This window comes from Streptomyces sp. NPDC043853 (assembly GCF_056436025.1).
On record NZ_JBWKDJ010000001.1, the window covers coordinates 827,785 to 851,629 of the forward strand.

Consider the following 23,845-nt stretch of genomic DNA (forward strand, 5'->3'; position numbering starts at 1 on the left):
GGGCGTGGCTACGCCCGCGCGGTCGCCTCGTCGGCCAGGGCCGTGAGGTCCTCGATCGACATGGAGCCCGGCGGCAGCCCTTCGCGGGCGAAGATGTTCGCCGCGTGCCGGAGCACGTCGTTCACCGGGGTCGGAACCCCGTGCAGCCGCCCCAGCAGGCAGATCTCCCCGTTCAGGTAGTCCGCTTCGATGGAGCCCGTGCCCCTCGCCAGGCTCTGCCAGGACGAGCCGCCCCGCAGCACCGCGGGCTGGTTGACCTTGCCGTCGCGGGCCGCGGACTGTTCCTCCTCCGGGGTGTACGCGATGCCGGCCGCCGCGAAGGCCGCCTTCGCCTCGCGGATCGCCCGGAGCAGCAGGGCCGCCTTCGCCGGTTCGGGCGCCGGGCCCGTGGTCGCCTGGATGGCGTTGCCCAGGTTGCCGAGCAGTTTCGCGTGCTTCCACCGCATCACGTCCGCCACCACCGGGGCCTCGAACCCGGACTTCGCCAGGTCGGCGGCGACCCGCTCGGCCCGCGCGTCCGTACCGCCGGCCGCCAGGCCGATGTGCAGGATGCCGGTCAGCGGCTCGCACAGCGCCGAGACCGCGCCCGGCTCCAGGAAGGTCGACGGCAGCCACACGCACACCCCGTAGACCGTGCCGAACCGGCGCAGCGCCAGCCGCTCGCCCTCCACCCCGTTCTGCAGGCAGAACACCGGGAGCCGCTGCGCGGCCGTGCCGCCGCCGGCGACCTCCGCGTCGCCCCAGGTGTCGAGCGCGGCGATGGCGTCCTGCGTCTTGACCGTGAGCAGCAGGATGTCGTCCGGCCGCAGTTCGCCCAGTTCATCAGGGCCGGTGACGACCGGCGGGCGGTGCGTCCGGGTGCCGTCCGCGGTGGTGAGCCTGAGCCCGTCCGCCCGGAGGGCTGCCGCGTGTGCGCCCCGCGCGACCAGGACGACGTCATGGCCGGACTCCACGAGCCGGCCGCCGATGGTGGCGCCGACCGCGCCCGCGCCGATGATGATGTACCGCATGGATTGAGCCTGGCACATGGCGGGGCCTGCGTTACGGTCGGGGCATGGATACTTCCACGTTCCATCTGGGTGGCGATCTGCCGGTACGGCGGCTCGGGTTCGGTACGGGGGGTCTGGTCGGCCCCGGCTACTGGGGGCCGCGCGGCGAGGCCGCGGACGCGCGGGCGCTGCTGCACGCGGCGGTCGAGCGCGGGGTCACGCTCGTCGACACCGCCGACAACTACGGGCCGGAGCTGGCGGAGGAACTGATCGCGGAGACCCTCCACCCGTACCGGGAGGACCTGGTCATCGCGACGAAGGGCGGGGTGGTGCGGACCGGTCCGGACCGGTGGCACGTCGCGGGCCGTCCGGAGGACCTGCGGGCGATGTGCGAGGCGAGCCTGCGCCGGCTGCGGCTGGACACCATCGACCTGTACCAGCTGCACCGGCTGGACCCGGCGGTGCCGATGGCGGAACAGCTGGGGGCGCTGGACGAGTTGCGCCGAGAGGGCAAGATCCGCCACATCGGGCTGGACACGGTGACGCGTGAGCAGCTGGAGGAGGCGCTGGCGCTCACCCCGATCGCGGCCGTGCAGAATCCTTACAACCTGCTGGACCGGTCCTCGTGGCCGGTGCTGGAGCTGTGCGAGTCGGCGGGGATCGCGTTCCTGCCGTACTACCCGCTGGGCAGCGGCGGCCTGACCCGTACGCCGTCGGCGGCGCTGGCCACGGTGTCCGCGGAGCACGGGGCGGGGCCGGGCCAGATCGCGTTGGCGTGGCTGCTGCACCACTCGCCGGTGCTGTGCCCCACCCCCGGTACGGGTTCGCTCGACCACCTGGACGAGAACCTGGACGCGGCGACGATCCGGCTGTCCCCGCGCGAGCTGGAACTGCTGGACGTCCTGGTATGAGCGTCGTGACGTGTGGTGTCGTGACGTGTGGTGTCGTGACCTGATGTGGGCGTGACGGAGCCCGGGAGCTACCGCGCTCCCGGGCTCCTGTGTGCCACCCAATTGCACACGCCGGCGGCTTTTAAGAGTCGCTGATCATTCTGAGATCGACGTGTTCTACCGTTGAACTACCGCGCCATGAAGAGAGGCGCAGAGGGGAGTTGAACCCCCATCCGTCGATGGTCGTCCGCGCTCGGTCGATCCGGCGTTCGGCGGCGAATGCTGAGACTGGAGCGAGAATCTGAGATTGACGAGGCCGCCTCTTCCGATTTGGGCCACCCCGGCCTGTTCGTGCCGGGGGGAGGGATTCGAACCCCCAACTGCGCCTCTCCGTCAGCTTCAACAGTCAGTTTCAGCTTTCCTTTTTGCGCTCATCGCGCACCCTCCGCTCCAGGAGGGGGTTCTCGGGGCTCCTCGTTCCTTACGGGCGGAACAGGTAGCCGAATACCGCGTCTCCGACGCGCTCGTCGGTGACCTCGGTGGCGTTGGCCTCCTCGCGGGCGAACTTGACCGCCTGCTGGAGCCGTTCGACCCGGTCGGCCAGCTCGTTGACCCGCCGGGCCGGCAGCGCGCCGGAGAACTTCACCGTGGTCCAGTACCCCACCGGCACGTCCTCGTAGTACACCTCGACCTGGGCCGGGTGCTTCTCCGTGGCCTCCGCCTTCACGTGGTTGCGCGGCACCTTCTTGGTGCGGATGGTGCGCACCGGATCGGTCTTCCAGCAGTCCGTGGAGGGGTCGGGGCTCCAGGACTCGGCCGCGTCCAGCACCGGCAGCTTCCGTACGAAGGTGTGCAGGTCGGTGAGCTGCTTCTCGAGGAAGAGCAGGTAGGGGACGGGTACCTGGGCGAGCAGTACGGTGCCCTCGACCACGACGTCGGCGGCGGCGGTGCGGTTGGCCCAGTCCTTGGTGGCCGTCACGTCGAACAGCCGCGTGAGGGTCCCGGCCATGTCGCGGAGCACGTCCTCGGCCTTGACCTGCACCCGGGTGGACTCGGGCGGCAGCTGCTCGCCCTCCTCGTCCTTGGGCTGGTACGTCCGGGAGATGCCGGCGAGCAGCGCGGGCTTCTGGACGTCGTGGTGGGCCTGGGAAAGCTCCTGGAGGGATTTGGACTTGACGCCCTTCTCCACTGCGATGATCTGATTCAACTTCGGCACGGGAAGAAGCTAACAACCCGTCCGCCGCTCGCACACCCGATTTAATTCCCGGTGAGTTCCACGAGTTTGGCGACGGTGTTCCAGTTCCGGGTGGTCGTGTCGATTCCCTTGGTGACCGCCGGGCGGGCGAGGGCCTCGGCCAGCTTGGAGCGGCCGAGGCCCTCGGGGGCGTAGAGGTAGAGGACCCGGTCGCCGAGGCGGAATTCCTCGGGGAGGAACGCCTCCCGGTCGATGTGGGCGAACCGCTCCTCGGTCGGCTGTTCGGACAGGAAGGTGGCGTGGAGCTGCTTGCCCTCCAGTTCGGCGGCGGGGAAGGGGCAGGCCTCGGCGACCGCGCGCAGGTACGCGCCGTCGACGACCAGGCAGGCGACCCGGAAGCCGAAGCGGGCCTCGATCGCGGCCTCCAGGGCCCGGGCCAGGACCTCCGGGGCCTGCTCCGGGGCCTCGAACACGGCGTTGCCGCTCTGCAGGTAGGTCTGGACCCCGGTGTGGCCGAGCTCCTGGAGTACGGTCCGCAGGTCGGCCATCGGCACCTTCTTGGCGCCGCCGACGTTGATCCCGCGCAACAGCGCGGCGTACTTCTTCACTTCGGTGGTCATCCCCGAACCATAGGGCGGGGGTACGACAGTTCGGCCTCGATGAGATCGGCGGCCCGCCGCGTGCCGCCTTCGGCGGCCGTCCGGGCGCGGAGCTCCGCGGACCGGGCGGCGACCTGCGGGTCGGAGACCAGGCCGAGCACGGCCTCCCGGAGCGCCTCGGCGGTGGCCTCCGCCATCGGGAGGTGCCTGGCCACGCCGAGCGAGGCGAGCATGTCGGCGTTGCCGAACTGGTCGACGGCCTGGGGTACGGCGACCATGGGCGTGCCGGTGGCGAGGCCCTCCTGGCTGCCGCCGGCACCCGCGTGGGTGATGAAGGCGTCGGCCTGGCGGAGGATGTCGAGCTGCGGCACCCAGCGGTGGACCTCCGCGTTGGCGGGGATGCCGCCGAGCTCGGCCTCGTCGGTGAACCGGCCGATCTGCAGGACGGCGTACCAGTCGGGGAGGTCGCGGAAGGCGTCCAGACAGGCCCGGTAGAAGGCGGGCTGCTTGGTGAAGCTGGAGCCGAGGGAGACCAGGAGCACCTTCTTGCCCTCGGCCGCGGGCGGCCGCTGCCAGCTGCCCTGCTCCTTGCGTTCGCCCTGGCAGGCGCCGACGAAGGTGTGGACGGACGCGTCGACCCGGTCGGCGTGGGGCTGGAGCGCCTCGGGGATCAGCACGATGCTGCGGCGCGGCCGGCCGATGAGCCGGTCGGAGTCGTCGGGGATGCCGTTCTCGTCGAGCCATGACCGGAAGCGGGCGTAGTACGCCCGTCCGCGCTCGGTGGCCTTCAGCGGGGCGGTCATCGGCTCGGCGACCTCCTCCTCGTACCCCTCCCAGGCGACCAGGTTCGGGGAGAGCGAGACGGCGGGGACTCCCCAGCGGCGGGCGAGGACGATCGCCGGGTAGGAGGTGATGTCGTGGATGACGAGGTCGGGCTCGTCGCCCTCGAAGGCGGCGGCGAGCTGGGGGAGGGCCTGGATCGCGTCGTCGAGGAAGGGCTCGATGTTGTCGATGAGTTCGGTGCCCCAGGCTTCGGGGTCGTCGTCCGTGGGGAGGGTGGACGTGTAGATCACGGGTGTGGCGCCGGTCTCCGCCACCTTTTCGGCGAAGGAGGCGGGGATGGCGTAGCTGACCCGGTGGCCGCGGGCCACGAGCTCTCGGATCACCTCGATGCTCGGGTTCACGTGGCCGTGCGCGGCAATGGAGAACATGGCGATGTGGGCGGGCCCGGTTGTGGTCATGTCCGACACGCTAAGCGAGACGAAACGTATCGTGCAACATGATTGCGCTGTTGCGGACGGCGCCTTCGCACTTGACCGGCTCCCCTTCGGAAGCGCCCTCCGCTCCGCAAAGATGTGCCCATGTCACCTACGGACTTAGCGGGTGCCGCCGTCGCCGCCCTCGCCTCGGGCGCGGCGTCCGGCGCCGGAACCGCCGCCTTCACACGCCTCTCGGAGCTCGTGCGCAGCCGCCTCGGCCACTCGGACGAAGGACGCGGGGCGCTGGAGCTCTGGGACGCGGACCCCGGATCGCAGCAGGCGACGGAGGCGGTGCGGGCCCGCCTGACCGTGGAGCTGGAGGGGGACCCCGGGCTCGCCGAGCTGCTGCGGGTCGCGCTCCGGCCCGCGGTTCCGCCGGTCCCGACGCACCCGCCGACCGTCACCCAGCACGTCCACATCGGCGGCAACGCCAACCACGCCGCCATCAACGTCGGCCCGCTGCACCTGAAGAAGACCACGGGGACCGTGGTCACTCTGGCGGCCATCGGTGTGGTCCTGGCCCTGCTGGTGGCACTGGGCTTCCGCAGCGTGGTGCAGATGCTGGGCAACGACGGTGACAGCCGCAAGGTGGCTCCCCTCACCGAGATGGCCACCGTCAAGAGCGTCCTTCCCGAGAGGGACAGCCTGCCGGCCGAGTTCAAGAGCACCGGCGATCCGGCGGTGACCACGGGTGAACGAAGCTGCGAAACCGAATGCGAAGGGCAGCTGTTCACCGCGCTGGCGACCATGGGGCGCGAGGGACCGGAGAAGACGGCCGTCCTCTACGTCGCGGCCTTCGACAGCGCCCCGCACGCCGCCCAGGTGTTCGACCGGATGCGCAGGAAGCTGACGACCTCCTCGGAGAAGACCCTCATGTCGTTCCCGTCCATGGGCGACACCAGTACGGCCTTCCGGTTCACCCCAGGCAAGAACACCTTCAACGAGGACGACGAATCCATCGAGGAGGCCGAAGCGGGGGTCCTCGTCGGGACGGTCACCGTCTGGGTCCGCTACACGACGGCCGCCGGCGACCTGGAGCCCGCCCTCACCGCACTCGGACGGATGATGGCCGACCGGGCACAGCAGGCGCAGAACGGGAGCACCCCCTCCGCCACCGCGTCCTTCTGAACCCGGCGACGATCCAGGCGCTCCACCGGGTCAGTCGTCCAGGGGCCGCCAGGCCGGGCCGTCCCCGTCCTGCCGGACGTGCCCGAAGACCACGTCGGCGAAGTGCACGCCGAAGCCGATCGTGCCGGGCTCCGCCAGTTCGGCGAGGAGGCGCCGGCGGTGCACGGCGGTCTCGGCAAGGTCGTGGTCGAAGCCCGAGGACCAGTCGGGGTGGTCGACCTGGATCGGCGAGTGCATGGCGTCACCGAAGGCGATCAGGCGCCGGCCGCCCCCGGTGATGACGTACTCGGCGTGCCCGACGGTGTGCCCGGGGGTGATCCGCACCCGCACTCCGGGGAAGACCTCCTGCCCGTCGGTGACCGTACGCACGCGCGGCGCGAAGGCGGCGACCTGTTCGGCCACGCCCTGGGCTTCCGGGAGGTCACGGCCGGCCCACTCCTGTTCGGAGACCAGGTGGTCGGCGTGGGCGAACGCGAGCCGGTCACCGCCGGGGGCGGGGTGGCAGGCCCAGCCGAGGTGGTCGGCGTGGAGGTGGGTGAAGGCCACCGCTTCGATGTCCTGGGGGGTGCGGCCGAGTTCGGCCAGGCCGCGCAGGAGCGCCCCACCCCGGATCACGTCGAGCGGGCCGTCCGGCGCCCGGTACGTCTGCGGGCCGAAGCCCGTGTCGATCAGCAGCGCGCGGTCGCCGTGCTCCACGAGCAGGCTGCCGACGCTCCCCACCAGGCGGCCTCCCGCGTCCAGGTACTCCTGGTGCCCGGCCCACACCTCGTCGGAGCTGTCCGGCAGACCATGCGGGAGCTCGCCGAACGCATGAGTTGCGAGCCCTCCAACACCACCTTCGTCATCGACAAGCTGGAGAAGCAGCACCTGGTCGAGCGGCACCCGCACCCCACCGACCGCCGCGCCAAGCACCTCGTCCTGACACCCGAGGGCAGCGCACTGCGCGAGCGCCTCCTCGATCTCCTGCACGCCGACTCACCCCTGTCCGGCCTGAGCCAGGAGGAACAGCGCGTCCTCCACGGCCTGCTGGAGCGGGCCGTCGTCCGCCCGTGACCGCGGGCCCTGGTTCAGAACCCGCACCACGGCAGTGGCCTGCTCGCGGCCACCGGCCCATCGCCGCGGAAATCCCGACCGGAGGGCGTGCGGCCGTGGATACGGTGGCCCAATGCGCGAAACGGCAGAAGACCTCGCAGAGCTCCAGGCCCTCCTCAACGCTTCACTCTCCCGCTCCACCTCGCACCTCCGCTCGATCATCAACACCGAACGCACCCTGACCGCGGAGCAGCTCACCCGGGTGCTCACCGGCATGTGCACCCTCGCCCTGTCCACGGTGACGGCGAAGGGCGAGCCGCGGATCAGCGCGGTGGACGGTCACTTCCTGCGCGGAAAATGGCACTTCGGCACGGCGCGCACCGCGGCCAAGGCCCGTCACCTCGCCGTACGTCCCGCCGTCAGCGCGGCGCACCTGCGCGGTGAGGACCTGGGCGTGTTCACCCACGGAACGGTGGAGGTCCTCAACCCCCCGGACGGCGAGCCGGCCGCGGACTGGCCCGAGCTGCTCTCGCACTTCAAGGACTTCTACGGCGAGGACGTCTTCGACTGGGAGAACGAGGTGGTCTACTACCGGCTGCATCCGCACTGGATGACCGTCTACGCCCCCGACCTCGCCAAGCTCATCGCGCCGCCCCCGGCCTGACCGGCCCGGCCGCACGTTCCGGCCGGTGCGAGACTGGGCGCCGGCGGAACGGGCACGGCGGAACAGGACAGCACGGACATGAACGAGGCGCGGGCCAGGGAACTGCTGGAGTCGGCGGGGCTGACCGGAAGCGCCGGACGGACCGGGCCGGCCGAACGGGCGGAGCTGCTGGCGCTCGGTGAGAACGCGGTGTTCGCCCTCGGCGACGAGCTGGTGGTGAAGGTCGGCCGGTCGGCGGAGCTGCTGCCGCGCGCCGAGCGCGAGCTGGGGATCGCCGGATGGCTCGCGGAGGCCGGTGTTCCGGCGGTGCGCGCGGCGGAGCCGGAGCCGCGGGTGGTCGAAGGGCACCCGGTCACCGTGTGGCACCGCCTGCCCGCCGCGGTCCGGCCGGCCGCCGCCGCCGACCTGGCGGAGCTGCTCCGGGTGGTGCACGCCCTGCCGGCGCCGCCGTTCGGGCTGCCTGGTCGGGACCTGCTGGGCGGGGTGGAGCGCTGGCTGCGGCTCGCCGGGGACGCGATCGACCCGGCCGACGCGGGGTACCTGCGGGCCCGCCGCGATTCCTTCGCCGCCGAGGCAGCCGCCCTCGTACCGCACCTGCCGCCGGGGCCGATCCACGGCGACGCGCTGCCGCGCAACGTGCACGTGGGCCCGGAGGGGCCGGTCCTGGTGGACCTGGAGACCTTCTCGGCGGACTTCCGCGAACACGACCTGGTGGTCATGGCCCTCTCCCGCGACCGGTACGGGCTCCCGCAGGCCGAGTACGACGCCTTCGTCACGGGCTACGGCTGGGACGTCCGCGACTGGCCGGGCTGCGCCGTCCTGCGCGGGGCCCGGGAGACCGCCAGCTGCGCCTGGGTCGCCCAGCACGCCCCCGCCAACCCCGCGGCCCTGGCGGAGTTCCGCCGCCGGGTGGCTTCCCTCCGCGAAGGCGCGGCCGAGGTCCGCTGGCACGCCTTCTGACCCGGACCGGCACGCACATCCATCCGCACATGCAATGCCATCGACAGAATCACCCATGCATTTGCGATCGGATCAGCCCACTCAAGCAGTAGATGCGATCGCGAGCGACTGATAAGGTCCGCATGCGCAATCCGCCGAGCGGGTCGCGGGCCACTCCTCCGCCCCTGGTCCGCGCCGCTCGGTGGTGGATCCGACATTCCCTCAGGACTCCACCCCCGGCACCGCTCTGCCGTGGGCCTCTCATCACCTCTTCCACCTTCGTCCGCCACCACCGGCGGGCGTGCTCCGGCGCGCCCGCCGTCCGGGGACACAGAGAGCGAGAACCCCATGAAGAAGAGCTCCCAGCGGCGCTTCGCCACCGGGAAGGCGCTGACGAACTTCACCGGCCCCGGCTCGGTCGGCGACCACCTCAACGGCAGCTACCCGAGCAACTCCGGCGGCACCCCGGTCTCCGACGGCACCACCACCGCGGCGTACTGGACGGCCTACACCCACACCGGCGGCGGCAGCTCCCCGAACACCTACGCCGACGCCTGGGCCCTCTGCGCCGACGACGGCGTCTGAGCCGCACGCGCCGCGGCTCCGGCCGGCCCCGCACCCGCCGGGCCGGCCCGGAGCCGGACGGCCCGGCAGGTGCCTCACGCCTCCGGCGGCTCACACCTCAGGCGCCTCACACCTCGGGCTGCCTCACACCTCAGCTGACTCACCCGCCGATCCACCACTGCTGTTCCCCGCCGCCGTGACACCCCCACTGGAAGACGTCCGTCCACTCCTCGACGAACCGGGCGTCGAGGCATTTGCCCGACGCCAGGTTCCGGAACTCGTAGTACCCGTTGCTCCAAGGAGTGAGCTTCCAGATCTGGTTCGTCCCCTTGTGGCAGCCGAAGGTCATGCCGGTGGCACCGTTGGCCGTCGACCAGCCGCCGACCTCGAGACACGCCTTCGTGGCGGTGTTCACGATGAAGTACTGGCGCGGCACCTCGTTGCCGAAGGCGTCCTTGACCTTGACCAGGTCCCAACGGTCGTGCCCCCAGCCGGAATTGCACTTCAGAATCAGCAGGTTTCCACCGTCGCCCCCCGGGCCGTTGACGCAGCGACCGCTGCGGATGTTGGACAGGGTGATGCTGCGCCGCTCGCCCGGGGCTTCGGCGGCGCTGGCGGGGGACGTGTCGGAGACCACCGTCGTGGACGCCGCGGCGGTGAGGGTCAGGGCCAGTGCTGCCAGCCGGGCCATGATGCGACGGCGAGTTTCGCTCATCTCTGCTCCCCTTGAGTGATGATCCGATCAACGACGCGATGCGGGCCACAGCATGGCAGCGGCTCGACCTCCCCGGACATCAGCGTGGAGGTGCACTGCGCAGGCGCGGGCGCGTACACCCGGCGCATTCCGGTTCCTGCACGCCGCGCGTTCACCACCCGCCTCGCGAAATCGGATTCCCCGTGCGAACTCCCGCTTCCCAGGGAAGACTTGGACCCAGTCGCCACGGGGAGGGGCACACATGGTGGTGAGCGTGACCGCACTCGACGGGGATTCCGGAGCAGCCGGAACACAGCTCCGGTCGTTGCGCGAATGGCTGCTGGCCGAGGAAGAACTCCGCGGCCGGGTCGGTCTGGAGCCGGCGCCGGCCGAACCCGGCAAGCTGGGGGCGGTGACCGACGTATTGATGGTGGCGCTGGAGCCCGGCGGACCGGCCACGCTGGTCGCCGGCATCCTGATCGCCTACATCCGCCGCGGCGGCCGGGCCGGCTTCAAAGTGACCCGTTCCGACGGGACGACGATGGAGTTGTCGGCGGAACGGGTGCACGATCTGGACGCCGCCGGCCTGAAGGAACTGACCGCCGAACTCGCCGGCACACTGCGGGAAGCCGAGATGCCGCCGGAGGACGGCGAGCGGCCACAGCTGGGCTGACATGTCGGAGACCAGGCACCTGGAGGGGGCGTACGCCCTCCTGATGGGCTGCAGCGATCACGAGCACGGCGACGGGTTGCCCGCGGTGCCGGCGGTGGGGCGCACCCTCGGCGATCTGGCGCACGCCCTGGTCGAACGCTGCGGCATGGCACCGGAGGCCGTGCGCCTCCTCGCGGAGCCCGAGACACCGGCGGTGATGGGCGAGGCCCTGGAGACCGCGGCCCGGCGGGCATCCGACACGCTGATCGTGTACTACGTGGGGCACGGGCTGCTCAACGAGCGCGGGGAGCTCTTCCTGACCGCCCGCACCACCAACCCGAGCGCCATGGGCCTGCTGTACTCCGGCCTCCCCTACGACACGCTCAGGCGGGTGGTGCGCGAGAGCAGGGCGCGCACCCTCGTCGTCGTGCTCGACTGCTGCTACTCCGGGCGTGCCGTGGGCGTGCTGGGCGGGGAGGCCGGCGCCGAGGACATCGCGAACCTCACCGAGGTCCCGCCGAGGGCGCCACGGACCGGCTCCGCGGCCGAGGGCTCGTTCGTGCTCACCTCCGCCGGCTGGGACGAACTGGCACTGGCCCCGGAGGGCGCCCGCCACACCACGTTCAGCGGAGCGTTCCTGCGGGTGCTCGCCAGTGGGATTCCCGGCGGCGCCGAGAACCTGACGCTGGGCGGGGTCTTCGAGTACCTGCGGTACGAGCTGCCCAACCGTCACGGCGCGCCAAAGCCCCGCTGCCGCTCCACCGGGCGGGCCGGCGGCCTCGTCCTGGCCGCGAATCCGGCCTTCCGCCCGGCGGGGGAACCGGAGCCGGAGACATCGGCGCCCGGCCGACCGGACACCGGACTGCCCTGCCCGTACAAAGGGCTCGCGCCGTTCACGGAAGCGGACGAGGCGTGGTTCTTCGGCCGTGGGCGGTTGACCGAGGCTCTGGTGGAGCGACTCGCCCACTGCCACGAGGAGGCCTCGCCCGCCGTCGTCATCGGTGCGTCCGGCGCCGGCAAGTCCTCCCTGCTGCGGGCCGGACTCCTTCCGGCGCTGGCTCGCGGGATGTTTCCCGTCCCGGGGTCCTCGACCTGGCCGCGGCTCGTGCTCACGCCGACCGGTCACCCGCTGGATGCCCTCGCGCGCAAGGTGGCGGAGCTGGTTCCGGGCACCGACCGGGCCTCGCTGGCGGCTCGCCTGCGGACGCATCCCGCCGCCCTGACCGAGATGCTGCGCGAGGTGCCCGCCGACCGGGCCGACGGCGACGGCGACGGCAACGGCAACGGCAACGGCAACGGCAGCAGGACAGCCGCCCGGCGGATCGTCATCGTCGTCGACCAGTTCGAGGAGGTCTTCGGGGAGGGGGTGGACACCGATGTGCGGCGCGCGTTCATCCAGGCTCTGTGCGCCGCGGCCGCCGCGCCGGTGGCGCTCGTCGTACTGGGCATCCGCGCCGACTTCTTCGGACGGTGCGCCGCCTTCCCCGACCTGCTGCCCACCTTGCAGCGCGGCCAGCTGGTCGTCGGGCCCATGCAGGCCGCCGAGCTGCGAGAAGCCATCGAGCAGCCGGCGATGGCCGCCGGAATGGTCTTCGATCCCGGGCTGACCCAACTGCTGCTGCGCGACCTCGGCGCCCGGGACGACGCCGGGAACGACCACGCCTACGAGCCGGGGCGGTTGCCGCTGCTCTCCCATGCCCTGCTCGCCACCTGGCAGCGAAGGTTCGGCAACGTGCTGACCGTGGCCGGGTACGAGGCCACGGGCGGCATTCACCGTGCGGTCGCCGAGACCGCCGACAGCGCGTTCGCCCGCCTGGAGCCGGCGGGGCAGCGGGCCGCGCGCTGGCTGCTGCTCCGCCTGGTGCAGCTCGGCGACGGAACCGGCGACACCCGGCGCACGCTGCCGCTCGACCGGCTCGTCGCCGAGTCCCCCGATCCGGTGCTCGGCGCTCGGGTGATCGAGCTGTTCGCGGCCGAGGAGGCCCGGCTCCTGACCGTCGACGACGACGGAGTCCGGATCACCCACGAGGCGCTGCTGACCGCCTGGCCGATGCTGAGCGGGTGGATCGCCGCCGACCGGCCGGGGCTCCTGATCGCACAGCAACTGGCGGAGGCCGCGAAGGCGTGGGAGCTCCGGCAGGACAGCGCCGACCTGTACCGGGGGACACGCCTGGCACTCGCCGTGGACTGGGCGTCCCGGCACCCGGACTCGGTGAGCGCGACCGCCCGCGTGTTCCTCGACGCGAGCGCGGCGTACGCACGCGAGCAGCAGGAGGCCGCGCGCCGTCGCCGCGCCGTCGCCCTGTCGGAGCGGGTCGCGGCCGAGAGCATCGCCCTGCGGGCCACGAACCCGGCGCTGGCCGCTCACCTGGGGCTGGCGGCCTACCGTCTCGCGCCGACGCCGGCCGCCCTGGGCGGCCTGCTCAGCACATCGGCCACGCCGCACGCCGTCCGTGTGACCGCGCACGGCGGAGACGTCCACGCGGTGCTGTTCCCGCCGGGCGGGGACGAACTGGTGACGACCGACACCGAGGGCACCGTCATCTCCTGGGACGTGGCCGTCCCGCACCGGCCCACCGTGGCCCGCACGTTCGCCACGGGGGTCGAAATCGCGACCGCCGCCCTGAGTCCCGACGGCCGGGCCCTGGTGACCGGGGGCGCCGAATCCGTGGCCCGGATCTGGACCCTCGCGCCAGACGCGGACGACCGGCTGGTGGCGACCCTCCCGGGCCACGACACGGGCCTCCGTTCCGTCGCATGGAGCTCCGACGGACGGCTGGTCGTCACCGCCGGCTACGACTGCACGGCCCGGCTCTGGGATGTCACCGACCCCCACCGCCCACGGTTCCTGGCGGCTCTGACGGGCCATACGGAAGGCCTGGTCGCCGCCTTCCACCCACGGCTGCCCGTGCTGATGACGGCCTCCGGCGACCGGACCGTCAGGGTGTGGGACATCACCACCCCGCACCGCCCCTCCCTGCTGACGACCTGCACCGGGCACGAGGGACCCATCCTGTCGTCGGCGTTCAGCCCGGACGGGCGGATCTTCGCCACCGGCAGCTTCGTGGACAACGCGGCGCTCCTGTGGGACACCACCGATCCGCGGCGGCCCGAGCTCGTGGGGCGCCTCAGCGGGCACACCAACGGTGTCGCGTCCATCGCGTTCGCGGACGACGGACGTACGGTGGCGACCGGCGGATACGACGAGACGGTACGGCTGTGGGACGTCGAAGACCCCCGCGCGCCCAGCAGCCCGACCACTCTGACCGGCCACAGCGCGACCGTGTACGCCGTGGCCTTCGGTCCTCGCGGCCGGACACTCGTCTCGGGCGGCCGGGACACCACCGTACGGCTGTGGGACATGGACAGGCCGATCCTGACCGGCCACCGGGGGTGGGTGAGCGCCATCGCCCTCGACCCGCGCGGCCGTGTCCTCGCCACGACGAGCCACCAGATGGTCCGGCTCTGGGACGTCTCCGCCCCCGGTCGGCCCGTCCCCCTGTCGACGCTGCCCGATCACACCAACGGCGTGGGCTCCGCGGCATTCGGCCCCGAAGGCCGTGTTCTCGCCACGGTTTGCCTGGACCGGATGCTCCGGCTGTGGGACCTCACCGACGCCCGGCACCCCGTCGCCCTGGCCGTCGTGGAGGGCGACCCGGACAACCTGTTCGCCGTCGCCTTCGCACCGGACGGCGCGACGGTCGCGACGGGCGGTGCCGACCGCAGGGTGCGCCTGTGGGACGTACGGAACCCCCGGCAGCCACGGGAGCTCGCCGTACTGCCCCAGCACCCCGACCGGATCCTCGCCCTGGCCTTCCATCCCGGCAGCCGGGTGCTGGCGACGGGGGGTGGCCGGGACGTGCGCCTGTGGGACCTCGGGGACCTCCGCCACCCCACGGCACAGGCCACCCTGGCAGGGCATACCAACAGTGTCACGGGCCTGGCGTTCAGCGCCGACGGGCGACTCCTGGCCAGTTGCAGCGCCGACCAGACGACCCGCCTGTGGGGCCTCGCGGACCCGCCCCGGGGCCGACCCCGGCCGCACGCCACGCTCACCGGACACAGCGCCGCGTTGCAGGCCGTCGCCTTCAGTGCCGACAGCGGCAAGCTGGCCACCGCGAGCTACGACAACACGGTCACGCTCTGGGACCTGGCCACGCCGGCCGCACCGCAGCCCGTCCGGCTGACCGGCCACACCGACCGGGTGACCTCCGTGGTCTTCGGCCCGAACGGGTCGGTCCTGATCTCCGGCAGCGCCGACGGCACCGCGCGGATGTGGCGACTGGACGCGGAGGAGGTGGCCACGGACGTCGACGACACCGCGTATCCGCCGCTGACCGACGAGGAACGGCGGCAGTACCTCTCGGACGACCTTTCCGACGGCCTCCCGGACGACGTCACCGGAACCGGATGAGCGGTCCGGTCAGGCCCCGGCGCCCGCCGGGGCCGGCGTGAAGGCGCGCAGCGGCCAGGCCGTGTCGATCAGGGCGTCCGGGGTGCCCTGGCGGCGGAGGTAGGCCTGGAAGTCGGTGGCCCAGCGGGCGTGCCAGCGGGTCTGCTCGGCGTGCAGGGCCGTCGGGGTGAGCTCCGCCACGCCGGGGTGGCGGTCGGCTATCGCACGGGCCACCTGCACCGCCGCGAGGGCGTCGGCGCCGGCCTCGTGGGCCGCCTCCAGGGTGACCCCGTAGACCCGGCAGACGGCCTCCAGGGTGCGCTTGCCACGCCGGTACCGGTCGACCGCGCGGTCGATGGTCAGCGGGTCCACCACCGGGCCGGTCTCTGCGCCGCCGAGCCGGTCGGCCAGTGAGGGCAGCCCGTACCGGGCGAGTTCCGCGCTGAGCAGCGTGAGGTCGAATGCCGCGTTGTACGCGACCACCACCGCGCCCGCCCGCCAGTGGGCGACGAGCTCCGCCGCGACCTCGTCGGCGACCTCGGGGGCCGGTCGGCCCTGCGCGGCCGCGCGCTCCGTGGTGATCCCGTGGATCGCCGCCGCCTCTTCCGGGATGGCCGTGCCCGGATCGGCCAGCCAGCCCCGGCGGGAGCGGATCTCACCGCTCGCCACCTCGATCAGCGCGGCCGTGACGATCCGCGACTCGGCCGGCTCCGTACCGGTGGTCTCCAGGTCGAAACCGACCAGTGTGCCCCCGTGCCACTCCCCCATGGCGCCCCTCCCCCGTATGGCGATTCGAACGGCTTTCAGCCTGCCACGGGCCACTGACAGCGCTCACACCGGGGAGGGGAAGTGCCAGGTCATCCCGGCTTTCGGGCTGCCGACGGAGGGTTGTGGGAGCCGTCCGCGGCGCCTTCAGGACACCGGGCGGGAGTCCTCCCACACGGATTCGAACTCCTCCCGGTAGGTCGTGAACAGGCCGTGGTCCGCGTCCCGCGGCACCCCGCGTCCGCCGCCCCGCAGGACCAGCACCGGTGCCTCCATGCCCCGGGCGCGCCGCAGGTAGGACTGGACCACCGCGATCCCGGACCCCGAGGGCCCGCCCTCCACCAGGTACGCGGTGAACCGCGGGGTCTCGTCGAACACGTGGATCTGGAAGCCCGAGGGGTCGCTCAGGCCCGCCCGGACCCGCCGCACGTGCAGGATGTTCATCTCCACCGAGCGGCTCAGCTCGCCCTTGCGCAGCCCGAGCTCCCGCTCGCGCCGCTTGACGGCGCTGCTCGCCGGGTTCAGGAACAGCAGCCGCACCCGGCAGCCGGCCTCCATCAGCCGGACGAGTCTTCGGCCGGAGTAGTTCTGGACGAGCAGGTTCAGCCCTATGCCGATGGCGTCGAGCCGGCGGGCGCCCCCGAAGAGGTCCTCGGCCGGCAGCTGCCGCTGGAGCCGCACCCGGTCGGGGTGCACCGAGACCACGTCCGCGTACCGGTCCCCCACCAGGTCCTCGACGGCGTCGATGGGCAGCCGGTCCGCGGAGGGGCCGCCCGCGCCGCCGCCCAGCACCTCCAGCAGCCGCGCCGAGGCCCGTTCCGCCTGCCCCAACACGGCCTGGGAGAGGGCCCGGTTGCGGGAGACCACGTTGCGGGTGACCTCCAGCTCGTCGAGGGCGAGCTCGATCTCCCGCCGGTCGTCGAAGTACGGCTCGAAGCAGGGCCAGTGCTGGACCATCAGCTCGCGCAGTTGCGGCAGGGTCAGGAAGGACAGCACGTTGTCGTCGGCCGGGTCGAGCAGGTAGCCCTTGCGGCGGCTGACCTCACGGACCGCGACGGCCCGCTGCACCCACTCCTGCCCGGCCGGGCCGGCGGCCGCGACCACCCAGTCGTCCTCGCCGTGCACGGGCTCGTAGACCGGCCGCAGCACCGCGCCGACCACGGCCCGCAGCCGCTGCTCGATCAGGTTCAGCCAGATGTACGCGCGGCCGGCCCGCTGGGCCCGGGTGCGCACCTCGGTCCAGGCCTCCGCGCCCCAGTCCAGCTCGGCCCCGGCGCGCACGGCACCGCCGGGAACCTCCGGTCCCGCCAGCGACACCGCCCCGGCCTCCGCGGCGCCGCCCTCGTGACCGCCGTCACCAGGGGGCAGCTCCAGACCTCCCGAGCTCACCCGTGCACCGCCTTCCGCCACCCCTCCAGTGATCAAGGAAGGGTACTCCGCGCACACGGCCCGCTGCAGCCGGATGGACCGTACTGCGCACGCCTGTTGACTCATCATCGGATTCCACGACAGTCCGCTGACCCGCATATCAGCTCTGAGGGGGTCACCCGGTAGGACCCCTGCAAGTCCCCGCTTGGCGCCCCCCTTTCGGGGAAGATCTGGGACGGAAACCAACCGATGCCGGATCAGGAGTGGAAGAGTCGTTATCTATGCAGGTCTGGCCCGGACAGGCGTATCCCCTCGGCGCGACGTACGACGGCGCCGGCACCAACTTCGCGGTCTACTCCGAGGCCGCCCGACGGATCGAGCTGTGCCTGCTGCACGACGACGGCTCGGAGACGGCGGTCGAACTGCGCGAGACGGACGCGTTCGTCCGGCACGCCTACCTGCCCGGCGTCATGCCGGGCCAGCGGTACGGGTTCCGCGTGCACGGCCCGTACGAGCCCGAGCGCGGGCGGCGCTGCAACCCGGCGAAGCTGCTCCTGGACCCGTACGCACGGGCCATCAGCGGCTCCGTGGACTGGGGTGAGGAGGTCTACGGCTACCACTTCGGACGCCCGGACAGCCGCAACGACCTGGACTCCGCCCCGCACACCATGAGTTCGGTCGTGGTGAACCCGTACTTCGACTGGGCCAATGACCGGCCGCCGCGCACCGAGTACCACCACACCGTGCTCTACGAGGCCCATGTCAAGGGCCTCACGATGCGGCACCCGGAGCTGCCTGAGGAGCTGCGCGGCACCTACGCGGCACTGGCGCACCCGGCGGTGATCGAGCACCTGACCAAGCTCGGGGTGACCGCGCTGGAGCTGATGCCGGTGCACCAGTTCGTCAACGACCACCGGCTGGTCGACGACGGGCTGAGCAACTACTGGGGCTACAACACCATCGGCTTCTTCGCCCCGCACAACCGGTACGCCTCGGGTGACCGCGGCCAGCAGGTGCTGGAGTTCAAGTCGGCGGTCCGGGCCCTGCACAAGGCGGGCATCGAGGTGATCCTCGACGTGGTCTACAACCACACCGCGGAGGGCAACCACCTGGGCCCGACCCTGTCCTTCCGCGGCCTGGACAACGCCTCGTACTACCGGCTGGCGGAGGACCCGCGCTACTACACGGACACCACCGGCACCGGGAACTCGCTGCTGATGCGGTCCCCGCACGTGCTTCAGCTGATCATGGACTCGCTGCGCTACTGGGTCACCGAGATGCACGTGGACGGCTTCCGCTTCGACCTGGCCGCCACCCTGGCCCGCCAGTTCCACGAGGTGGACCGGCTGTCCTCGTTCTTCGACCTGGTCCAGCAGGACCCGGTGGTCAGCCAGGTCAAGCTGATCGCGGAACCCTGGGACCTGGGCGAGGGCGGCTACCAGGTGGGGAACTTCCCGCCGCTGTGGACCGAGTGGAACGGCAAGTACCGGGACACCGTACGGGACCTGTGGCGCGGGCAGCCGCGCACGCTGGCCGAGTTCGCGGGCCGGCTCACCGGCTCCTCCGACCTGTACCAGGACGACGGCCGGCGGCCGCTCGCCTCGATCAACTTCGCCACCTGCCACGACGGTTTCACCCTGCACGACCTGGTCTCGTACAACGAGAAGCACAACGAGGCGAACCGGGAGGGCAACCGGGACGGCGAGAGCCACAACCGGTCGTGGAACTGCGGGGTCGAGGGCCCCACCGAGGATCCGGCGGTGCTGGAGCTGCGGGTCCGGCAGATGCGGAACTTCATCGCCACGCTGATGCTGTCGCAGGGCGTGCCGATGCTCAGCCACGGCGACGAGTTCGCCCGTACCCAGGGCGGCAACAACAACGCGTACTGCCAGGACAACGAACTGTCCTGGGTGGACTGGCCGGTGCCGGGCAAACCGGCGCCCGCGCTGCTGGAGTTCACCCGGCAGATGGTGTGGCTGCGGCGCGACCACCCGGTGTTCCGGCGGCGCCGGTTCTTCCACGGGCGGCCGGTGGAGGGTACGCCCGACGAGCTGTCGGACATCGCCTGGTTCACCGCGCACGGCGAGGTGATGCGGGCCCGCGACTGGCAGGCGCAGAGCACCCGGGCCCTGACCGTGTTCCTCAACGGGGAGGCGATCTCCGAGCCGGGTACGCGCGGCGAGCGGATCACCGACGACTCGTTCCTGCTGATGTTCAACTGCGGTGCCGACGGCCAGGAGTTCACCCTGCCCGCCGGACACGGCGACCAGTGGCGGCTGGTGGTGGACACCGCCCGGGAGCAGGTGCTGCCACCCGGCACCGGGCCGCAGTACGCGGCCGGGGACCGGGTGACGCTGACCGGTCGGAGTCTGGTGGTGCTTCAGCGGCCGGCGTAGCCGCCGGAGGGCGGGGTGACGGTGGTCGGAGTGACGGCGCCGGGCGTGTCGGCGCCCGGCGCGTCGCGGGGCTCGGGCGATCCGGTCCGCCGGTCGGGGACGGAGGCCGCCACGGTCTGGGTGCGGCCGGCCGGGACCCGGGTGACCAGGGCCAGCACGAAGCTGAGCGCGGCCGCGCCCACGGCCACCGCGAAGGCGCCGGAAGGCCCGTGCCCTTCGGCCATCCGGCCCGACAAGGCCAGGGCGGACGCCTGCCCGGCGACCAGCGAACTGGCCGCGAAGGCCATCGACTCGGCGAGCCGGGCCGGCTCCACGTGCCGCTCGGTGAGCGCGAACGCGGTGATCAGGTGGGGTGCGACGGCCGCACCGAGGAGGGTCACGATGACGTACAGCCCCCACAGGCTGCCGGTGAACAGCAGCGGCACGGAGAGCAACAGCGCGGCGGCCGTGGCCGCGCGCCAGCGCAGCCGGAGCCCGAAGCGGGCGGGCAGCGCGCCCAGGGCGAGGCCCACCGCGGCACTGACCACGCCGTTGGAGGCGTACACGATGCCGGCCTGACCGGGCACGCCCAACTGCCCGGTGAGCGAAGCGATCCCGGCCTGGAGACCGCCGAACATGGCGCCCTGCAGGAAGAGCGTGCCGCGAACGGAATACACCACCCCGGCGGGCCGGGAACGGCGCACCCCCTTCGGCCGTTCGGGCAAGGCTCCCCCGGCCGTGACGTCCGCGGTCGGGTGCAGCGCGAAGGCGGTACCGAACACGGCGACCAGGGCGGCGGCGGCCCCGAGGGCGACCGCGGGGTGGGCGGCGAGGGCGGCCGCCCCGACGAGGGCGGGGCCGATGACGAACGAGACCTCGTCCATGGTCCCTTCGAGGGAATGGACGGCGCCGATGACGTCCTCGCCCGCCTCGGCACGGTGCGCGAGGGCGACGGAACGGGTCCGGGCGAGCGGCCCGATCAGCGGTACGGACGCGCCCGTGACGGCGCCGATGGCGGCGAGCGGCACGGTGCCCAGCCCGCCGAGGGCCCCGGCGACCAGGGCGCCCGTGGCGACGGCGTTGACCACGGCCGCGCCGAGCACGACGGGCCGCTGCCCGTGCCGGTCGGCGAGCCGGCCCAGCAGGGGGCCGCAGAGCACCTGTCCGGCGGACAGGATGCCGCCCACGATGCCCGCGGTTGCCAGCGAACCGCTGGTCTCGGCGACCAGCAGCACGCTCCCGAACTGGGACATGGCGACGGGGAGCCGGGCGAAGAAGGAGAAGACCGGAAGCAGGGGCCCGGTCAGGGCGATGACTTTTCGATAGGTGTTGACGGTTCCAACCACTGACAACACGCTAACCGCTCGCAGTCACCCGGATGCAGTGGGCAATGGCACGGAATCCCCGTCACTGGGTACGTACGTTCTCATGACGCGGCAGCACTTGAGTGACGACCCGAACGACCGCCGGAACACCGTGCCGGTCTCGACGTACCGGCTGCAGCTGGGCCCGGACTTCCCGTTCGCATCGGCGCGGGCGGCGGTCCCGTACCTGGCCGCGCTCGGCGTGTCGCATCTGCACCTGTCCCCCGTACTGGAGGCGGTGCCGGGCTCGGCGCACGGGTACGACGTGGTCGACCACACCCGGGTGCGGGCGGAGCTCGGCGGGGAGCCCGGCCTGCGCGGGCTCGCCGCGACGGCGCGGGACCACGGGCTCGGGCTGGTGCTGGACATCGTCCCCAACCACATGGCGGTGCCCTTCCCGCTGCGTCTCAACCGGCCCCTGTGGGAGGTCCTGCGGGACGGCCCCGGATCGCCGTACGCGCGGTGGTTCGACATCGACTGGGAGGCGGGCGGGGGCCGGGTGCTGCTGCCGCTGCTGGCGGACCCGGAGGACGGGACACCGGTGGTGGACGCGGCGGGCGGGGTGCTGCGGTACGGCCCGCACGAGTTTCCGCTGCGTCCGGGCACGGAGGAGCTGCCGTCGGCGGACCTGATCGCCGCGCAGTGGTACCGGCCGGTGAGCTGGCGGGCGGCCCGGACCTCCCTCAACTACCGCCGCTTCTTCACCATCTCGGAACTGATCGGGGTCCGGGTGGAGGACCCGGAGGTGTTCGCCGCCACCCACGCCAAGGTGCTGGAGCTGGTGCGTGACGGGCTGGTGGCGGGGCTGCGCATCGACCATGTGGACGGCCTGGCCGACCCGGCCGGCTACCTCGTACGGCTACGGGAGGCGGTCGGCGAAGGCTGCTGGGTGGTGGTGGAGAAGATCCTCGCGCGGACGGAGCGGCTGCCGTCCGGCTGGCCGGTGGCGGGCACCACCGGCTACGACGCCCTGCACCGCCTGGACGGCGTCTTCACCGACCCGGCGGGCACGACGGAGCTCGCCGCCCGGTACCGGGCGACCACCGGGTCCCCCGCGTGGGCGGCGGTCACCGCCGACTGCGCGGAATCCGTACTGGAGGTGGACCTTGCGGCGGAGCGGGAGGCGCTGCGCCGACTGGGGACGATCGCAGCCGCGGGTGGGGACGGGCCTGGGGGCGCGGACGGGAACGGGGGCGGTGGCGGGGCCGGGGACGCGGGTGGGCCGGCCGACGGGTCCCCGTCCGCGTCCCCGTCCGCGTCTCCGTGGACCGGGCAGTTGGAGGCCGCGCTGCGGGCATTACTGGTCGCGTACCCGGTCTACCGGCCGTACCCGGGCGAGGACGGGCTCGCCACGCAGGCGGTGGCCCGGGCCCGTGAGGTGGCGGGCCCGGCGGCCGTCGACCGCATGATCGCCCTGCTCGGTGCGTCGCCCGCGTTCGCGGCGCGGTTCGCGCAGACCTCGGCGGCGTTGCGCGCCAAGTCCCTGGAGGACCGGGCGTTCTACCGCTACGCCCCCTTGCTTTCGGCCTGCGAGGTCGGCGGGGAACCGGGCGATCCGGCCGTGTCCGCCGATGAGTTCCACGCGTACTGCGCACGGCTGGAACGGGACTGGCCGGCCTCTGGCACGGTCCTGTCCACCCACGACACCAAGCGCAGCGCGGACGTCCGGGCCCGGATCGCGGTGCTGTCGGAGCGGCCGGACGCCTTCCGGATGCCGGAGGGCGGAGCAGCGGGCGCGGGCGCGGGGGCGGGGGCGGAGGCGGGCGCGGACACGGGGGCGGATGAGGCGCACAGGGTGGACCGGGCAAACGGGCTGGACGGATCAGGCAGTCCGGATCCTCAGCTGGCCTGGGTGGCAGAACAGACCTCGCTGGGCCTCGGGGACGCCCCCGACCGCCGCGAACGCCTGGAGGCTGCCCTGCTGAAGGGGGTACGGGAGGCGGCCCTGCACACCAGCTGGACCGATCCGGACCCGGCCTACGAGGCCGCGGTCCCGGCTCACCTCCCCGCTCTGGCCGACGTACCAGAAGCCTTCGGGTCCGCGATCCGGGCCAACACGCTCGGCATGACCGCCCTGCACCTGGCCATGCCCGGCGTACCGGAGATCTACCAGGGGTGCGAGACCGAGTGCCGCACCCTGGTGGACCCCGACAACCGGCGCCCGGTCGCGTACCCCGCGGACCTCCTGGCCCGGCTCGACGCCGGGGCCGTGCCCGACGGCCTCGCCGAGGAGAAGCTCGCCCTGACCGCGGCGCTGCTGCGGCTCCGCCGGGACCACCCGGAACTGTTCCGCGGCTACACCCCCCTCGCCGCGCGCGGCCCGGCGGACGGCCACTGCCTGGCCTTCACCCGGGGTCCGGACGCCCTCCTGGTGGCCGCAACCCGGCTCTCCCTCCGCCTCGCCGACGCGGGCGGCTGGCGCGACACCGTACTGCCCCTGCCCCCGGGCAGCTGGGTCTCCGCGCTGTCCCCCGACGGCCCGGCCCTGGAAGGCGACATCCCACTGAAGGCCCTCCTCGGCGCGCGCCCGGTCGCGGTGCTCCTCCGCATCACCCGCTGAAAGCCGTCGGTGGACCACAACGGAGCCGGGCGACCCTGAACGGCCGCCGCCCGGACCCGATCCGTGCGATGGCCGTCGGTGCGGTGCGTGCCGCGGCTGAGGCGGATCCGGAGGAGGCCGGGGCGGGGCTGGGGCTCGGCTGGGGCTGGGGCCGCAGCCCAGAATCAGGGCGCGGGAGCGGTCTGTGGGACGGGGCCGGGGCGGGGGTGTGCCGGTGCTCCGCCCGGACGGCGTCTGGGAGGTGCCCGGGGGCTGCCCGTCAGTCCCAGTGTCATTACGTGCCGCCCGCCGGCGTCAAGGGCGCTCCCTCCGGTCGCGTCGCCAAGCCGATGGCCCTTCGGGCCACCCTTGACACCGACGACCGTCACGCAACGACAAGGACTGTCGGGCCGCCCCCGGGGGATGGCATGGAGGG

At 72.8% G+C, this 23,845-nt stretch carries 18 protein-coding genes and 1 pseudogene; 10 read left to right on the forward strand and 9 right to left on the reverse strand.

The features are described 5' to 3' along the window. Positions 1–8: 8 nt before the first annotated feature. Positions 9–1,010 carry a ketopantoate reductase family protein gene (locus AC067U_RS03560; protein WP_478827923.1) on the reverse strand — a complete coding sequence of 334 codons (1,002 nt, stop codon included), beginning with the start codon at positions 1,008–1,010 and terminating at the stop codon, positions 9–11. A gap of 44 nt (positions 1,011–1,054) precedes the next feature. On the opposite strand from AC067U_RS03560, the gene AC067U_RS03565 reads away from it, so the two are divergent. Beyond that, on the forward strand, positions 1,055–1,900 hold the full coding sequence (locus AC067U_RS03565; protein WP_478827924.1) for an aldo/keto reductase: 846 nt from the start codon (positions 1,055–1,057) through the stop codon (positions 1,898–1,900). Positions 1,901–2,360: 460 nt separating this feature from the next. Here AC067U_RS03565 and AC067U_RS03570 read toward each other — a convergent pair whose 3' ends face one another. From AC067U_RS03570 to mgt, 3 genes are read right to left on the reverse strand one after another with little or no spacing between them, the layout of a single operon-like run. Further along, complete coding sequence (locus AC067U_RS03570) at positions 2,361–3,095, reverse strand: DUF7873 family protein (RefSeq protein WP_478827925.1); 735 nt, start codon at positions 3,093–3,095, stop codon at positions 2,361–2,363. Between the two features lie 41 nt (positions 3,096–3,136). Continuing rightward, complete coding sequence (locus AC067U_RS03575) at positions 3,137–3,694, reverse strand: DUF1697 domain-containing protein (protein ID WP_478827926.1); 558 nt, start codon at positions 3,692–3,694, stop codon at positions 3,137–3,139. Next, positions 3,691–4,914 (reverse strand): macrolide-inactivating glycosyltransferase, encoded by a 1,224-nt coding sequence (gene mgt, locus AC067U_RS03580; protein WP_478827927.1) that lies wholly within the window; start codon positions 4,912–4,914, stop codon positions 3,691–3,693. The genes AC067U_RS03575 and mgt overlap by 4 nt, the downstream gene beginning before the upstream one ends. Before the next feature lie 120 nt (positions 4,915–5,034). On the opposite strand from mgt, the gene AC067U_RS03585 reads away from it, so the two are divergent. Further along, complete coding sequence (locus AC067U_RS03585; RefSeq protein WP_478827928.1) at positions 5,035–6,060, forward strand: hypothetical protein; 1,026 nt, start codon at positions 5,035–5,037, stop codon at positions 6,058–6,060. A 30-nt stretch (positions 6,061–6,090) separates the two neighbouring features. Here AC067U_RS03585 and AC067U_RS03590 read toward each other — a convergent pair whose 3' ends face one another. Then, entirely contained in the window at positions 6,091–6,780 is a 690-nt protein-coding gene (locus AC067U_RS03590) for an MBL fold metallo-hydrolase (RefSeq protein WP_478827929.1), read from the reverse strand. 66 nt (positions 6,781–6,846) lie between these two features. Here AC067U_RS03590 and AC067U_RS03595 point away from each other — a divergent pair. From AC067U_RS03595 to AC067U_RS03610, 4 genes and pseudogenes are all read left to right on the forward strand, one after another. Continuing rightward, a pseudogene (locus AC067U_RS03595) lies at positions 6,847–7,113 on the forward strand (MarR family winged helix-turn-helix transcriptional regulator); the annotation flags it as partial. A gap of 112 nt (positions 7,114–7,225) precedes the next feature. Beyond that, positions 7,226–7,756, forward strand: a complete 531-nt coding sequence (locus tag AC067U_RS03600) for a pyridoxamine 5'-phosphate oxidase family protein (protein WP_478827930.1) — start codon at positions 7,226–7,228, stop codon at positions 7,754–7,756. Between the two features lie 78 nt (positions 7,757–7,834). Beyond that, positions 7,835–8,716, forward strand: coding sequence for a phosphotransferase enzyme family protein (locus AC067U_RS03605; RefSeq protein WP_478827931.1), 882 nt, complete (start codon positions 7,835–7,837; stop codon positions 8,714–8,716). 327 nt (positions 8,717–9,043) lie between these two features. Continuing rightward, the gene (locus AC067U_RS03610) at positions 9,044–9,280 is read left to right on the forward strand and encodes a hypothetical protein (protein ID WP_478827932.1); all 237 of its coding nucleotides are present in this window, start codon (positions 9,044–9,046) and stop codon (positions 9,278–9,280) included. 139 nt (positions 9,281–9,419) lie between these two features. Here the strand turns inward: AC067U_RS03610 and AC067U_RS03615 are convergent, their stop codons facing one another. Then, complete coding sequence (locus tag AC067U_RS03615; RefSeq protein ID WP_478827933.1) at positions 9,420–9,974, reverse strand: RICIN domain-containing protein; 555 nt, start codon at positions 9,972–9,974, stop codon at positions 9,420–9,422. 253 nt (positions 9,975–10,227) lie between these two features. On the opposite strand from AC067U_RS03615, the gene AC067U_RS03620 reads away from it, so the two are divergent. Together AC067U_RS03620 and AC067U_RS03625 are read left to right on the forward strand one after the other, a co-directional pair. Beyond that, positions 10,228–10,626, forward strand: coding sequence for an effector-associated constant component EACC1 (locus AC067U_RS03620; protein ID WP_478827934.1), 399 nt, complete (start codon positions 10,228–10,230; stop codon positions 10,624–10,626). 1 nt (position 10,627) lies between these two features. Continuing rightward, positions 10,628–15,019, forward strand: a complete 4,392-nt coding sequence (locus tag AC067U_RS03625) for a caspase, EACC1-associated type (RefSeq protein WP_478827935.1) — start codon at positions 10,628–10,630, stop codon at positions 15,017–15,019. Between the two features lie 9 nt (positions 15,020–15,028). Here AC067U_RS03625 and AC067U_RS03630 read toward each other — a convergent pair whose 3' ends face one another. Beyond that, on the reverse strand, positions 15,029–15,766 hold the full coding sequence (locus AC067U_RS03630) for an exonuclease domain-containing protein (protein WP_478827936.1): 738 nt from the start codon (positions 15,764–15,766) through the stop codon (positions 15,029–15,031). A 144-nt stretch (positions 15,767–15,910) separates the two neighbouring features. Next, positions 15,911–17,152, reverse strand: coding sequence for an SAV2148 family HEPN domain-containing protein (locus AC067U_RS03635; RefSeq protein ID WP_478827937.1), 1,242 nt, complete (start codon positions 17,150–17,152; stop codon positions 15,911–15,913). Positions 17,153–17,412: 260 nt separating this feature from the next. On the opposite strand from AC067U_RS03635, the gene glgX reads away from it, so the two are divergent. Further along, positions 17,413–19,527 (forward strand): glycogen debranching protein GlgX, encoded by a 2,115-nt coding sequence (gene glgX, locus AC067U_RS03640; protein WP_478827938.1) that lies wholly within the window; start codon positions 17,413–17,415, stop codon positions 19,525–19,527. On the opposite strand, the gene AC067U_RS03645 is transcribed toward glgX, so the two are convergent. Further along, positions 19,512–20,852 carry an MFS transporter gene (locus tag AC067U_RS03645; protein ID WP_478827939.1) on the reverse strand — a complete coding sequence of 447 codons (1,341 nt, stop codon included), beginning with the start codon at positions 20,850–20,852 and terminating at the stop codon, positions 19,512–19,514. The genes glgX and AC067U_RS03645 overlap by 16 nt on opposite strands. Before the next feature lie 82 nt (positions 20,853–20,934). Here AC067U_RS03645 and AC067U_RS03650 point away from each other — a divergent pair, with 82 nt between their 5' ends. Beyond that, positions 20,935–23,430, forward strand: coding sequence for an alpha-amylase family glycosyl hydrolase (locus AC067U_RS03650; RefSeq protein ID WP_478827940.1), 2,496 nt, complete (start codon positions 20,935–20,937; stop codon positions 23,428–23,430). Positions 23,431–23,845 lie beyond the last annotated feature (415 nt).

What these genes read in the sequence shown, in the direction of transcription:
- AC067U_RS03560 (WP_478827923.1), bottom strand. Translation starts at nt 1,010, where the DNA reads ATGCGGTACATCATCATCGGCGCGGGCGCGGTCGGCGCCACCATCGGC.
- AC067U_RS03565 (WP_478827924.1), top strand. Translation starts at nt 1,055, where the DNA reads ATGGATACTTCCACGTTCCATCTGGGTGGCGATCTGCCGGTACGGCGG.
- AC067U_RS03575 (WP_478827926.1), bottom strand. Translation starts at nt 3,694, where the DNA reads ATGACCACCGAAGTGAAGAAGTACGCCGCGCTGTTGCGCGGGATCAAC.
- mgt (WP_478827927.1), bottom strand. Translation starts at nt 4,914, where the DNA reads ATGACCACAACCGGGCCCGCCCACATCGCCATGTTCTCCATTGCCGCG.
- AC067U_RS03585 (WP_478827928.1), top strand. Translation starts at nt 5,035, where the DNA reads ATGTCACCTACGGACTTAGCGGGTGCCGCCGTCGCCGCCCTCGCCTCG.
- AC067U_RS03600 (WP_478827930.1), top strand. Translation starts at nt 7,226, where the DNA reads ATGCGCGAAACGGCAGAAGACCTCGCAGAGCTCCAGGCCCTCCTCAAC.
- AC067U_RS03605 (WP_478827931.1), top strand. Translation starts at nt 7,835, where the DNA reads ATGAACGAGGCGCGGGCCAGGGAACTGCTGGAGTCGGCGGGGCTGACC.
- AC067U_RS03610 (WP_478827932.1), top strand. Translation starts at nt 9,044, where the DNA reads ATGAAGAAGAGCTCCCAGCGGCGCTTCGCCACCGGGAAGGCGCTGACG.
- AC067U_RS03615 (WP_478827933.1), bottom strand. Translation starts at nt 9,974, where the DNA reads ATGAGCGAAACTCGCCGTCGCATCATGGCCCGGCTGGCAGCACTGGCC.
- AC067U_RS03625 (WP_478827935.1), top strand. Translation starts at nt 10,628, where the DNA reads ATGTCGGAGACCAGGCACCTGGAGGGGGCGTACGCCCTCCTGATGGGC.
- AC067U_RS03630 (WP_478827936.1), bottom strand. Translation starts at nt 15,766, where the DNA reads ATGGGGGAGTGGCACGGGGGCACACTGGTCGGTTTCGACCTGGAGACC.
- glgX (WP_478827938.1), top strand. Translation starts at nt 17,413, where the DNA reads ATGCAGGTCTGGCCCGGACAGGCGTATCCCCTCGGCGCGACGTACGAC.
- AC067U_RS03650 (WP_478827940.1), top strand. Translation starts at nt 20,935, where the DNA reads ATGACGCGGCAGCACTTGAGTGACGACCCGAACGACCGCCGGAACACC.